Source organism: Pedococcus sp. P2_E4 (genome assembly GCF_056403935.1).
Genome location: NZ_JBFUEO010000033.1, coordinates 1 through 13,449 on the forward strand (window position 1 = coordinate 1; position 13,449 = coordinate 13,449).

The window sequence follows — 13,449 nt, forward strand, 5'->3', positions numbered from 1 at the left end:
GGGGAGGGGAGGGGGAGGGCCGGGGGAGGGGGAGGGCAGGGGGAGGGGGGCAGGGGGCGGGCGTCAGGGGGGTCAGGCGAACTGCCAGGAGCGCTTGCTCAGGCCGAACCAGAACCCGTCGATCACGCTCTTGTTCTCGAGGCTGCCCGACTCGTAGGCCGCGCCCAGGCTGACGTAGAGCGGTGCCCAGTGCTCGGTGCGCGGGTGTGCCTCGCGGGCGGCCGGCGCCTTGTTCATGAAGTCGAGGATGGCGTCGACGTCCTGGCGCTCGAGCGCCTCGGCGGCCCAGTTGTCGAACTCCGCCGAGGCCGGGGGCGGGGTGCCGTCCGGGCCGGCTGACGGGTTGAACCAGCGCAGGTTGTGCGTCGTGAAGCCCGACCCGACGATGAGCGTGCCCTGGTCGCGCAGTGGGGCGAGCTTGCGGCCGAGGTCGAACAGCGTGCGGGGGTCGAGCGTCGGCATCGACATCTGCAGCACGGGGACGTCGGCGTCGGGATACATCTCGACGAGCGGCACGTACGCGCCGTGGTCGAGGCCTCGGGTCTCGTCCCGGTGGACCGGGGTGTCGCCTGAGTGCATGAGCCGCGTGACGTCGGCCGCGAGCTCGGGGGCGCCCGGCGCGGCATACGTCACCTCGTAGTAGTGGCGCGGGAAGCCGTAGAAGTCATAGACGAGGGGGACGTCGCCGGTCGTCGCGGACAGCGACAGCGGCGCCTCCTCCCAGTGGGCCGAGACCATGAGGATGTTCGTGGGCTTGCCGAACTGCTGCGACCAGTCGCCCAGCTGCCGGGTCCACACCGGGTCGTCGGCCAGCGGCGGGGCACCGTGGCTGAGGTACAGCACGGGCTGGCGGGACGGGCTGCCGGGGTCGCTCATGCGCCCATCGTACTCCCCATCTGCTTGAAACTTCAACTAAAGTGGACGGCCAAGCCCTCGTGACCGAACCCCGGGCGGTGCGGCGCGGATTTGACCACCTCGGATAGCGTCATCCGCGACGCCGTGTCCACGTAGCGACGAATCCGCTGCACAGGGGGTCAGAACTGAGGTTGAACCATGAGTGAGGGGCGCAAGCTCGTCATCGTCGAGTCGCCGGCCAAGGCGAAGACGATCGGCGGCTACCTGGGCAAGGACTGGGACGTCGAGGCGTCCGTCGGCCACATCCGCGACATCCCCACCCCGTCGGAGATGCCGGCGGACATCAAGAAGGGCCCGTTCGGCCGGTTCGGCGTCGACGTCGACAACGGCTTCGAGGCCTTCTACGTCGTCGACGCGGACAAGAAGAAGAAGGTGTCCGAGCTCAAGCGGCTGCTCAAGGGTGCCGACGAGCTCTACCTCGCCACTGATGAGGACCGCGAGGGCGAGGCCATCGCGTGGCACCTGCTCGAGGTGCTCCAGCCCAAGGTGCCCGTCAAGCGGATGGTGTTCCACGAGATCACCAAGGAGGCCATCCAGCGGGCGGCCAACTCGACGCGCGACCTCGACGTCGCGCTCGTCGACGCCCAGGAGACGCGCCGCATCCTCGACCGCCTCTACGGCTACGAGGTCAGCCCGGTGCTGTGGCGCAAGGTCAAGGCGGGTCTGTCGGCAGGTCGGGTCCAGTCCGTCGCCACCCGCATCGTCGTGGAGCGCGAGCGTGAGCGCATGGCGTTCGTCCGGGCGTCCTACTGGGACGTCGAGGGTGACTTCACGCCGGACAGCGCCTCCAACCAGTTCACCGCCCGGCTGAGCGCCGTCGACGGGTCCCGGGTGGCCACCGGTCGTGACTTCGCCGACGACGGCACGCTCAAGTCCGCGAACGTCGTCCACCTCGACGAGGCCGACGCGAACTCCATCGCGGCGCAGTCGCTCGAGGCCAAGGTCACGGTCACCGGCGTCCAGGAGAAGCCGTACACCCGCCGCCCCTCGGCCCCTTTCACCACGAGCACGCTCCAGCAGGAGGCATCCCGCAAGCTGCGGCTGTCCTCCAAGAACGCGATGCGCGTCGCCCAGCGGCTCTACGAGAACGGCTACATCACCTACATGCGTACCGACAGCACGACGCTGTCGGAGGCGGCCCTGACCGCGGCCCGCCAGCAGGCCCGCGACCTGTATGGCGCGGAGTACGTGCCGCAGGCCCCGCGCCTGTACGAGAAGAAGGTCAAGAACGCGCAGGAGGCGCACGAGGCGATCCGCCCCGCGGGCGACCGTTTCCGCACGCCCGCCCAGGTGGCCGGCGAGCTGCGTGGCGACGAGTTCGCGCTCTACGAGCTGATCTGGAAGCGAACCGTCGCCTCGCAGATGGCCGACGCGCGCGGGTCGACCGCGACGGTCAAGCTCGGTGGCACGCTGCAGGACGGCCGGGTCGTCGAGTTCAGCGCCAGCGGCACCGTCATCACGTTCCGTGGCTTCCTCGCGGCCTACGAGGAGGGCCGTGACGAGGAGCGCGCGAGCAAGGCCGCCGAGGCCGAGGAGGAGCGCCGCCTGCCCAAGCTCAGCGAGGGCGTCGCGATCACCGTCGTCCGTGCCGAGGCCGACGGGCACGAGACCACCCCGCCCCCGCGCTACACCGAGGCAACCCTCGTGAAAGCCATGGAGGAGAAGGGAATCGGCCGCCCGTCGACCTACGCCTCCACGGTCGGCACGATCCAGGACCGTGGTTACGTGACGACTCGCGGCTCCGCGCTCATCCCGACCTGGCTGGCGTTCGCCGTGACCCGGCTGCTCGAGGAGCACTTCACCGAGCTGGTCGACTACGACTTCACCGCCTCGATGGAGGAGGACCTCGACCGCATCGCCGGTGGCGACGAGCAGCGCGCAGCCTGGCTGCACCGCTTCTATTTCGGCGAGGCGCTCGAGCCGAGCGACCTCGGCGGTGAGCAGTCCTACAGCCACGGTCTCAAGCACCTCGTCGAGGACCTCGGCGAGATCGACGCCCGCGAGATCTCGACCATCCCGATCGGCGAGGGCATCGTCGTGCGCGTGGGTCGCTACGGCCCGTACGTCGAGGAGACGGTGCCTGCCGGGGTCAACCTCGAGACCGGTGAACTCGAGGACGGCGCGACGGGTACGCCCCGGCGCGCGACGATCAACGACGACGTCGCCCCTGACGAGATGACCCCCGCCAAGGCCCGCGAGCTGCTCGACCAGTCGGCCGACGACGGCAAGGTGCTCGGTCAGGACCCTGTCACGGGACGCGACATCGTCGCCAAGGCCGGGCGCTACGGCCCGTACGTCACCGAGGTCCTGGACGACGACACGGCCGCCCTCAAGGGCAAGGCCAAGGTCAAGCCGCGCACCGCGAGCCTGTTCAAGGACATGGACCTCGCGACGCTCGACCTCGACACGGCGCTCAAGCTGCTGAGCCTCCCGCGAGTGGTCGGCACCGATGCCGACGGCGTCGAGATCACGGCCCAGAACGGTCGTTACGGCCCGTACCTCAAGAAGGACACCGACTCCCGCTCGCTGACGAGCGAGCAGCAGCTGTTCGACATCACCCTCGACGAGGCGCTGGCGATCTACGCCCAGCCCAAGCAGCGTGGGCGCGCTGCGTCGGCACCCCTCAAGGAGCTGGGCGACGACCCGGTCTCGGGCAAGCCGATGGTGGTCAAGGACGGCCGGTTCGGTCCGTACGTCACCGACGGCGAGACCAACTCGACCCTTCGCAAGGGCGACGACCCCGAGTCGATCACGCCCGAGCGCGGCGCCGAGCTGCTCGCCGAGAAGCGCGCCAAGGGCCCCACGACGCGCAAGCGCGCCGCCAAGAAGACGACCACCAAGAAGACGGCCACGAAGAAGGCCGCCACCAAGAAGACGGCAGCCAAGAAGGCCTAGGGACGCATGACGATCGAGCCGACCACCGCCCGCCTGCTGGACCACCGACTCGCGAGCGAGCAGTCGCAGCAACGACTTCCGTCGGTCGCGGCGGGCCTGGTGCGTGGCGGTGCGCTGGTGTGGTCCGGTGCGGTCGGGACGCTCGACGGCCGCGCCGGCGGGGTGCCGGCGACCACGGCCACCCAGTACCGCATCGGCTCGATCACCAAGACCTTCGTCGGCGTCGAGGTGCTGCGGCTGCGCGACGAGGGCCGGCTCGACCTGTCCGACGCGGTCTCGGCGCTGCTGCCCGAGACGGCCGCGTCGGCGTTCGGGCACGTGACCATCGCCCAGCTGCTCTCGCACTCCTCGGGCCTGCAGGCCGAGACCGACGGTCCGTGGTGGGAGCGCACCGCCGGAGGCGACTGGGAGGCGTTGCTCGCCAGCGGGCCCCAGCTGCGCTTCCGCCCGGGCGCGCGGTTCCACTACTCCAACGTCGGGTATGCCGTGCTCGGCGAGGTGTGCGCGCGGCTGCGCGGGGTGCCGTGGCTCGACGCGGTGCGTGACGGCCTGCTCGTGCCGCTCGGGATGACCTCGACCTCTCCGCGACCGTCCGACGGCGCGGCTGCCGGATGGGGCGTCCACCCGCGGGCGGACCTTCTCCACGTCGAGCCCGAGCACGACGCGGGGGCTCTCGCACCAGCCGGCCAGCTGTGGTCGACCGTCGACGACCTCTCGCGCTGGGCGGCGTTCCTCGGGGGCGACACGGCCGACCTGCTGTCGCGCGAGACGCTCGACGAGATGTGCCTGCCGCTCGCCGTCAACGACACCCCGGGAGCGCCGTGGACCGGTGCGCACGGCCTCGGCTGGCAGGTCTGGAACGTCGACGGAGTCCGCTACGCCGGACACGGTGGCTCGATGCCGGGCTTCCTCGCGGGGCTGCGGGTCAACCGCGCCACCGCCGACGGCTGCGTCGTCTTCGCCAACGCCACCTCCGGGATGTCGCCCACCCTGGTGACCGACCTGCTCAGGCTGCTCGGCGAGCACGAGCCGACCGTGCCCGAGCCGTGGTCGGCCGACGCCGAGCAGGCGAGCGGTCTCGAGCTGGTCGGCGACTGGTACTGGGGCACGTCGGCATACACGCTCCGCCTGGCGCGGGACGGGCACCTCGTCCTCGGTGAGCCCGGCGTCCAACGCGGGTCGCGGTTCCGGCCGACCGGGTCCGGCTGGGTCGGGCTCGACGGCTACCACGAGGGCGAGCCGCTCGTGGTCGTCCGCGACGAGCAGGGGCGCGTCAGCCACCTCGACCTCGCGTCGTTCCGGTTCTCGCGCAGCCCGTACGACCCCGCGTCGGACGTGCCGGGGGACGTCCACCCCGACCGCTGGCACTGACCCCGAGCCGCTGCTCCCACCCGCTCACCCACTCGTGGCGTTGAGGCGCAACGATTGCGCGATTCCGTCCAGACGGTGCGCCTGAGCGGCATCACGTCGGGTCGGGGCAGGGGTCCTGGGTGTGTGCTGAGGACATGTCTTGTGGGGGTTATGTGGCGAACCCGGCCATGTCCGGCGGAAGGCCCCGCGCCTAGGGTTCTGCAGAACGCGACGGATCCCCCCAACCGTCGCCCCCTGCCGCACGAGGAGGTGCCGGTGCCCAGCGACACGTCCGCAGGAGCCCTGCTCCAGACCCGCGAGCTGACCAAGGAGTTCCGCGGCTTTCGCGCGGTGTCCGACGTCAGTCTCACTGTCGCCGAAGGCACCATCCACGCCCTCGTCGGGCCCAACGGCGCCGGCAAGACCACGCTGTTCAACCTGCTCACCGGCTTCCTCGCGCCGACGTCGGGGCAGATCCTGTTCCGCGACCAGGACATCACCGGCAGGCAACCGGAGCAGATCGCCCACCTGGGCATCGCCCGGTCCTTCCAGATCACGAGCCTGTTCGACCAGATGAGCGTGGTCGACCACGTCGAGCTGGCCCTCGCGTCGCCGACCGGGCTCGGCTACCGCTTCTGGCGCTCGTCGTCGCAGATGCGCCAGTTCCGCGACCGGGCGATGGAGCTGCTGGGCCAGGTCGGCCTCAGCGACCGGTCCGGGGCAGCGGCCGGGTCCCTCGCCTACGGGCAGAAGCGGGCGCTCGAGCTCGCCCTGGCCCTCGCGCTCGACCCCCAGCTGCTCCTGCTCGACGAGCCGACCGCCGGCATGGGCGTCGAGGACGTCGACCGTACGATCGCCCTGGTCAAGCAGGCCGCGCAGGGTCGCACGGTGGTCTTCGTCGACCACAACATGCACGTCGTCGGCTCGCTGGCCGACACCGTCACCGTGCTGCAGTCGGGTCAGGTCCTCGCCAGTGGCACGTACGACCAGGTGCGCCACGACGACCGCGTCATCACGGCCTACCTCGGGCAGGCGGGATGAGCGACATGACGGCGAGCCCCGCACCCGACACCACACCCGACACCACACCCGACTCCACCGTCTCGAGCCACGGCTTGCGCGGTGACGGCAGCACCCTCGAGGTCACCGGACTGTCCGCCTGGTACGGCGAGGCGCGCGTCCTCACGGACGTCGACCTGCGGGTCGAGCCCGGCGAGGTCGTGACGCTGGTCGGCCGCAACGGCGCCGGCAAGACGACGCTGCTGCGCTCGGTCATGGGCCTGCACCGACAGGTCGAGGGCAGCGTACGGTGGGGCGGCGCCGACCTCGGGAAGGCCTCGCCGGACAAGCGCGCCAAGGCCGGGATCGGCTGGGTGCCCGACGACCGCGGGATCTACGCGACGCTGTCGGTCGCCGAGAACCTCCAGCTTCCTCCCGCCGTGAGTGACGGAGCCTGGTCGCTCGAGCAGGTCTACGAGCAGTTCCCGGTGCTGCACGAGCGTCGCGACTTCCCGGGCACCAAGCTCTCCGGCGGCGAGCAGCAGATGCTGGCCATCGCCCGGGTGCTGCGCATGGGCTCCCGGCTGCTGCTGCTCGACGAGCCGTCCGAGGGCCTGGCCCCGGTCATCGTCCAGCGCATCGGCGAGATCATCCGCCAGATCAAGGAGCAGGGCGTGTCCGTGCTCCTCGTCGAGCAGAACGTCACGTTCGCCTCGACCGTGGCCGACCGCCACTACCTGCTCGCCCAGGGCCGGGTCGTCGAGTCGCTCGACAACGAGTCCTTCCAGTCCCGCACCACCGAGCTGCTCGAGTACCTCGGCATCTAGGGCCACCCCCGCCGCAGGGCCGGCCACGCACCAGACCACCCAGACCATCCCGACCACCGCACCACCCACCGCAACCCACCCCGCAACACACCCCAGGAGGGGAACATGCAGCGCAACCAGACCCTGGCCTTCATGGCCACCGCTGTGACGGGCAGCCTCGTGCTGGCCGCCTGTGGCGGGGCCGGTGGCCCGAGCTCGGGCGGCGGCAAGATCAGTGACGACAAGGTCGTCATCGGTCTGCTCAACGACCAGTCCGGCGTCTACAAGGACCTGTCCGGCCCGAACTCCAAGGTCGCCATCCAGATGGCGATCGACGACTACAAGGCCAAGTACGGCGACAAGGCCGTCGCCAAGGACATCGAGATCGTCACTGCCGACCACCAGAACAAGCCCGACATCGCCAACACCAAGGCGCAGGAGATGTACGACCGCGACAAGGCCGACATCATCCTCGACGTCCCCACCTCGTCGGCCGCGCTCGCGGTGGCCACCCAGGCCAAGGCGAAGAAGAAGCTGTTCATCGACATCGGTGCCGGCACCACCGCGCTGACCGGCAAGTCGTGCAACAAGTACACGTTCCACTGGGCGTACGACACCTACATGCTGGCCAACGGCACCGGCACCAACACGGTCCAGGGTGGGGGCAAGAACTGGTCCTTCGTCTACCCCGACTACGCGTTCGGGCAGGACATGACCAAGTCGTTCAGCGCCGCCGTCGAGAAGGGTGGCGGCACGGTCCAGCAGAAGATCGCGACGCCGTTCCCCAACGACAACTTCTCGACCTTCATCACCAAGGCGAACTCCACCAAGCCCGACGTCATCGGCATCATGGCCGCCGGCGGTGACCTGGTGAACTTCGTGAAGCAGTACAACCAGGCCGGTCTGCAGGGCAAGACCCAGCTGGCCGTCGGCCTGATGTTCATCACCGACATCCACAGCCTGGGTGTCGACCAGTTCGCGGGCACCACGTTCACCGACGCCTGGTACTGGAACTTCGACGAGCAGAACAAGGCCTGGGCCGACAAGTTCAAGGCCAAGACCAACACGCGTCCGTCCTTCGCCCACGCGGGCAACTACTCGGCCGCGCTGCAGTACCTCGAGTCCGTCCAGGCAGGTGGCACCGACGCCTCGGACACCGTCGTCAAGAACCTCGAGGGCAAGAAGATCAACGACGTGTTCCTGCGCAACGGTGAGGTCCGCGCCGCCGACCACCGCGTCCTGCACGACGCCTACCTGGTCAAGGTCAAGCAGAAGGACCAGGTCAAGGAGGAGTGGGACTACGAGGAGGTCGTCAAGACCATCCCCGCAGCCCAGGCCTTCAACCCGACCGTCTCGCCCGACTGCAAGATGTGACCGACCGCCCCGGGAGGCACGGGGTGTGCCGCGTGGTCACCACGCGGCATACCCCGCCCCCGGAGCAGGCACGACCGAGAACGCCACGAGATGACGAAGGACGTCCAGTGACCGAGTTCATCCAGTACACCCTGCAAGGCCTCGCGGCCGGCGGGTTCTACGCCCTGGCGGCGTTGGGTCTGGCCGTGATCTTCGGCGTCCTCGGCGTCGTCAACTTCAGCCACGGAGCCTGCTACATGCTCGGGGCGATGGTGTCGGCCCTGCTGCTCAAGAACTTCGACCTCGGCTTCTGGCCGGCGCTGGTCATCGTGCCGGTCATCATGTTCGTCTTCGGCGTGCTGCTGGAGCGCCTGTTCGTGCGGTGGCTGCTCAAGCTGGACCCGCTCTACAACTTCCTGCTGACCTTCGGCATCACGCTCTTCACGGTCGACCTGGTCAAGCGGCAATACGGCGTCTCGTCGCAGCCGTACCAGGTGCCCGGCGGCCTGGACGGGCGGATGTCCGTGGGCGCGCTGGAGCTCTCGACCTACCAGCTGTTCGCCGCCGGCTTCTCGGTGCTGGTCTGCGTGGCGGTCTGGCTGCTGCTCACCAAGACCCGGATCGGCATGATCGTCCGCGCGTCGACCGAGGACGCCGAGCGCTCCCGGGCACTCGGCATCAACGTGGCCCGCTGGGTCACCCCCGTGTTCGGCTTCGGCATCGCCCTCGCGGGCCTGTCGGGAGTGCTGGCGGCGCCGTACCGCGCCATCAACGCCGACATGGGCAGCAACTTCGTCATCATCCTGTTCGCCATCGTCGTCATCGGCGGACTCGGGTCGATCCTCGGCGCCGTCGTCGCGGGGTTCCTCGTCGGGCTCGTCGAGGCCTACGGCCAGGCGTACGCCCCGGCGTTCGCCCAGGTGCTGATCTTCGTCCTGATGGCGCTGGTGATCCTGTTCCGGCCCTCCGGTCTGTTCGGGCGAGAGGAGGCCGCGGTATGAGCGCGCAGCTCGAGAACAAGGTCGACGTCGACCTGCCCAGCGGCCCCGTCGCCGCCGCGCGACGGCCGCTGGTTCGCTGGGGGATGCTGGCGGTGGGCCTCGTGGTCACGCTGGCCCTGCCGTGGTTCGTCTACCCGCCCGTGGCCATGGACATCGCCGCGTGGGCGCTGTTCGCCATCTCGGTCGACCTGCTCCTCGGCTACACCGGCCTGCTGTCGTTCGGCCACGCCGCCTTCTGGGGCACCTCGGCCTACACGACCGGGCTGATCGCGATCCACGCCGGGCTGCCGTTCCCCCTGGCGATCCTCGGCGGTGCCGTGGTGGCCATGCTGCTCGCCGTCCCGATCGGCTACCTGTCGGTCAGGCGGACCGGCATCTACTTCGCGATGGTGACCCTGGCGTTCGCCCAGATGATCTACTTCATCGCCAACCAGTGGCGCAGCGTCACCGGCGGCGAGAACGGCCTGCAGGGCGTCCCGAAGAACCTCGGCCCCCTGACCGACCTCATCAACCGCGACCCGTTCTACTTCTACTACGCGGCGCTTCCCGTCATCCTCATCGGCGTCCTCATCGCCTGGCGCACGGTCAACAGCCCCTTCGGCCGCGTGCTGGTGGCGATCCGCGACAACCCGGCACGGGCACGGGCCCTCGGCTACGACGTCGAGCGCTACAAGATCATGGCCTTCGTCCTGTCGGCCGGGCTCGCCGGGCTGGCGGGTGGGGTGTTCTCCATCAGCCACGGCTTCGCCGCCCTGCAGGAGCTGATCTGGACCACGTCGGGCAAGGTCGTGCTCATCACGGTGCTCGGCGGCATCGGCACCCTCTGGGGCGCGGTCGTCGGCGCGGCTCTCGTGGTCTCGCTCGAGGACCAGCTGGCCTCGTCGGGCTTCAACGGCATCGGCATCGTGACCGGAGCCATCTTCATCATCATCGTGCTGCTCTTCCGGCACGGGATCTGGGGCACCGCCCGCAACGGCATCGGTGCCTGGCTGCGCCGGCGCCGCAGCTCCGCCCGCGACATCTGAGCAGCCCCGCCTGTTGTGGCGAGCAGGTCCCGTCTCGCAGCCCCGCAGGGTAGTCTCTGCCCGGCGCCCCGAGCGGGGGTGCCGGGCCTCGGGGTGGGGGCCTCGGATTGCACACGAGTCGTCACCTGAGCACCCTCGCGGGTGAGCCCGACGACCTGAAGAGCGGTGGGGCACAAGCATGGGCGACAGTCGCCACGAGGGACCCTCGCGGACCTCTCTGCCGACCGACGGCCCGGGCGTCTGCTTCTACAGCCTGTTCGGCGCCGCACCCCTGCCGCAACCGGCTCGGGACGTGCTCCCGAACGCCCTGCCGCTGGCGGCCGTCCAGCGCTGTCCTCCGGTGACCACCGCGTCCTCCCTGGGGTGGGTGCTGCGACCGCGGGTCCCGTTCGGCGTGCGCTGGACCGGCGACTCCCTGCACGTTGCCCTCGTCGACGCCGCGGGTGACTACGGCCCCTGGCGCGACGTCGTCGGTGACGGACCCCTGAGTCCGGACGCCTCGGACCTCGGGTCGGCCACCGACCCCGAGCGCGCCGCGCAGGCCCGCGAGATCGAGCTCGACCAGATGCCGCTGCTCGACCCCAGCCCGTTCGGCGACCCCCGCGAGTTCCAGTACCTCAGCGGCATCGTGGCCGTGACCAACCCCGGTTGGGCGCTCCTCGTGCGGTCCGTCCCCAACTGGCCCAGGGCCCGAGGTGACTACGACGTCGTCGAGGGTGTCGTCGAGACGGCGTGGGCCGGCAACGTGCTGCCCGTCATGCTCCGGCTGCGCTCCGAAGGGGTGACCGTGCGCTTCGACCCGAGCTCGCCGCTGGCCGTCCTGCACCCGGTGCCCGTCGCGGCATACACCCGTGAGCACTCGGTGGTCACGGCCTCGGGCCGGGGCATCGACGCCTGGCCCCAGGACGTCTGGGACCGCTTCCTCGGCGGGCGGCGGGCGCGCATGGCCGGGCGCAACGCGTACCGCACTGCCCAGGCGAACCACTACCGCGACGGCGCGGAACAGCCCGATGGTGAACGGCGTGGCTGAGGTCGCCTCCAGCAGCCGCCTGCGCGACCACCCGGACGCGTTCCGGCTGGCCGTCGCCAACGTCATCGACGGCCTCGGCACCTATATCGGGCTCGCGGCCCTGCTGGTCATCGGCTACAACTCCACGCAGCTGCTCGGCACGGCGCTGGTGCTGGCCGGTCACATCCTGCCGGGGCTGCTGGTCACCCTGTTCGTGGCGCCGCGGCTGCAGCACCGCGAGCGCCGGTCGGTGCTCCTCCTGCTCAACATCGTCGGCGTGCTGGCCCTCGTCCCGGCCATCATCTGGCCGCACGCGCTCACCGCGGTCCTCGCCGCGGCACTGCTGGGCGCCACGGGCGTCGCCACCCGCGGGGTGCAGATGGCTGCGCTCGCGGAGGCCGTCCCGGCCGACGTCCGCGGCCGGTTCTACGGCATGGTCGGCTCGGTCGGCCAGGCAGTCCAGGTCATCGGGCTCGCCGGCGGTGGAGCGATCGCCGCGGCCATGTCGGCCCGAGCCGCGCTGGCGATCGACGCCCTGAGCTTCACGATGGCGGCGCTGGTCATCGCGACCATCCGGTTCGCCCCGGTGTCGACCGACGTCGCGCGCGAGGCCACCAGCTCCTTCTTCGGCCGGGCCCCACAGGTGGTCTGGTCGATCCCGCTGCTGCGGATGCTGGCCATCGTCACCTGGGTCGGCGCCCTCGTCGCCACGGTCCCCGAGGCCGCCAGCCCGGCGGTCACCTCGGGCAAGATGCTGCCGCTCGTCATGGCGGCGTCGCCCGCAGCCGGTGCCATCAGCGCGCTGGCCTGCATGCGGGTCGGGTTGTTCAGCCGGGTCGTGGGCACCCTGCGGCTGACCCTCGTGTCCTCCATCTCGCTCATCGTGGCCGGGGCCGGGATGTACGTCGCCTTCCAGCAGCCGGCCGGCTCCCTCAGCCGGGCGGTCTACGGCGTGGTCGCCAACGCCGTCGTGGGTGGTCTCGGCGTGTGGTTCCTCGGCATGGTGGCGGCGTTCGCGGAGTACACCCCGTCCACGGACACCGTCTCGGTCGGCGCCTTCATGACGTGGAGCGTCGGGGCCGCGAGCGGCCTCGGCGGTTTCGTCGTGGCCCTGCTCGGCGTCGCGGGAGGGTATGCCGCGCTGGGCCTGCTGCTCCTGCCCGCGGCCCTGTGGGGGTTGCGGCTCACGTCCCACCCCGACGCGTTCGACCAGGCCTACGACGACGTCGAGCCGAGCGAGTCGCGCAGGCCACTGCACCACGAGGGTTGACCCTCACGTGGCGTGAGGCGTCACAGTGGTTCCATGACCGATCGCACGACCAGGGTGGAGCCCCTCACGGTGGGGCAGGTGGCCGAGCGGTTCGACCTGACGGTGCGCACGCTGCACCACTACGACGAGATCGGGCTGCTCCGGCCCAGCGAGCGTTCGCTGGCGGGCTACCGGCTCTACACGGCTGACGACCTGACGCGTCTGCAGCACGTGGTGGTCTACCGCCGGTTGGGGTTTGCCCTCGAGGAGGTCGCCCTCCTGCTCGACCACCCCGAGAGCGTCGAGCAGCACCTGCGCCGGCAACGCGCAGCGGTCCAGCAACGGCTCGACGAGATGCGTGAGCTCGTCAGGGCCATCGACCGAGCACTGGAGAGAGAGATGAACGACGAACACGCCACTACCGAGGACCTGAAGGAGCTCTTCGGCGAGGGGTTCGAGGACGCCCAGGCCGAGGCGGAGCAGCGGTGGGGTGACAGTGACGCGTGGCAGCAGTCGCAGCAGCGCACCAAGCACTACACCAAGGCCGACTGGGAGCAGGTGAAGGCCGAGAGCGACGCCCTGCACCAGGGGTTCACCGACGCCATGGACGCCGGGGAGCCGCCGACGAGCGTCGCGGCGATGGATTCCGCGGAGGCCCATCGGCTCAACATCAACGAGCGCTTCTACGACTGCTCGCCGCAGTTCCACCGCAACCTCGCCGACATGTACACCAGCGACCCCCGCTTCACGGCGACGTATGACGAGATCCGCCCGGGCATGGCGCAGTACGTGCGCGACGCGATCTACGCCAACGCCGACCGCCAGGAGGCCTGAGCCTGGACCTGGT

11 protein-coding genes are annotated in these 13,449 nt (G+C 70.3%); 10 read left to right on the forward strand and 1 reads right to left on the reverse strand.

Annotated features, from left to right (window positions below; all coding sequences use genetic code 11):
- Positions 1-72: 72 nt before the first annotated feature.
- Positions 73-876, reverse strand: a complete 804-nt coding sequence (locus AC1DV7_RS14200) for a dioxygenase family protein (RefSeq protein ID WP_477597785.1) — start codon at positions 874-876, stop codon at positions 73-75.
- 177 nt (positions 877-1,053) lie between these two features.
- Between AC1DV7_RS14200 and topA the strand changes: the two genes are divergently transcribed.
- The 10 genes from topA (at position 1,054) to AC1DV7_RS14250 (ending at position 13,436) form a co-directional block, all read left to right on the forward strand.
- Positions 1,054-3,810, forward strand: coding sequence for a type I DNA topoisomerase (gene topA / locus AC1DV7_RS14205; RefSeq protein ID WP_477597786.1), 2,757 nt, complete (start codon positions 1,054-1,056; stop codon positions 3,808-3,810).
- Positions 3,811-3,816: 6 nt separating this feature from the next.
- A complete protein-coding gene (locus tag AC1DV7_RS14210) occupies positions 3,817-5,181 on the forward strand; it encodes a serine hydrolase domain-containing protein (RefSeq protein ID WP_477597787.1) in 1,365 nt (454 codons plus the stop codon).
- Positions 5,182-5,436: 255 nt separating this feature from the next.
- The gene (locus AC1DV7_RS14215; RefSeq protein WP_477597788.1) at positions 5,437-6,201 is read left to right on the forward strand and encodes an ABC transporter ATP-binding protein; all 765 of its coding nucleotides are present in this window, start codon (positions 5,437-5,439) and stop codon (positions 6,199-6,201) included.
- A 5-nt stretch (positions 6,202-6,206) separates the two neighbouring features.
- Positions 6,207-6,986, forward strand: coding sequence for an ABC transporter ATP-binding protein (locus tag AC1DV7_RS14220; protein WP_477597789.1), 780 nt, complete (start codon positions 6,207-6,209; stop codon positions 6,984-6,986).
- Between the two features lie 105 nt (positions 6,987-7,091).
- On the forward strand, positions 7,092-8,339 hold the full coding sequence (locus AC1DV7_RS14225) for an ABC transporter substrate-binding protein (protein WP_477597790.1): 1,248 nt from the start codon (positions 7,092-7,094) through the stop codon (positions 8,337-8,339).
- 107 nt (positions 8,340-8,446) lie between these two features.
- Complete coding sequence (locus tag AC1DV7_RS14230; protein ID WP_477597791.1) at positions 8,447-9,319, forward strand: branched-chain amino acid ABC transporter permease; 873 nt, start codon at positions 8,447-8,449, stop codon at positions 9,317-9,319.
- Positions 9,316-10,344: a branched-chain amino acid ABC transporter permease gene (locus AC1DV7_RS14235; protein WP_477597792.1), complete on the forward strand. Its 1,029-nt coding sequence runs from the start codon at positions 9,316-9,318 to the stop codon at positions 10,342-10,344. The genes AC1DV7_RS14230 and AC1DV7_RS14235 overlap by 4 nt, the downstream gene beginning before the upstream one ends.
- Positions 10,345-10,522: 178 nt before the next feature.
- Entirely contained in the window at positions 10,523-11,374 is an 852-nt protein-coding gene (locus tag AC1DV7_RS14240) for a DUF6065 family protein (RefSeq protein WP_477597793.1), read from the forward strand.
- On the forward strand, positions 11,367-12,623 hold the full coding sequence (locus AC1DV7_RS14245; protein WP_477597794.1) for an MFS transporter: 1,257 nt from the start codon (positions 11,367-11,369) through the stop codon (positions 12,621-12,623). The genes AC1DV7_RS14240 and AC1DV7_RS14245 overlap by 8 nt, the downstream gene beginning before the upstream one ends.
- Positions 12,624-12,656: 33 nt before the next feature.
- Positions 12,657-13,436 (forward strand): MerR family transcriptional regulator, encoded by a 780-nt coding sequence (locus tag AC1DV7_RS14250; RefSeq protein WP_477597795.1) that lies wholly within the window; start codon positions 12,657-12,659, stop codon positions 13,434-13,436.
- Positions 13,437-13,449: the final 13 nt, after the last annotated feature.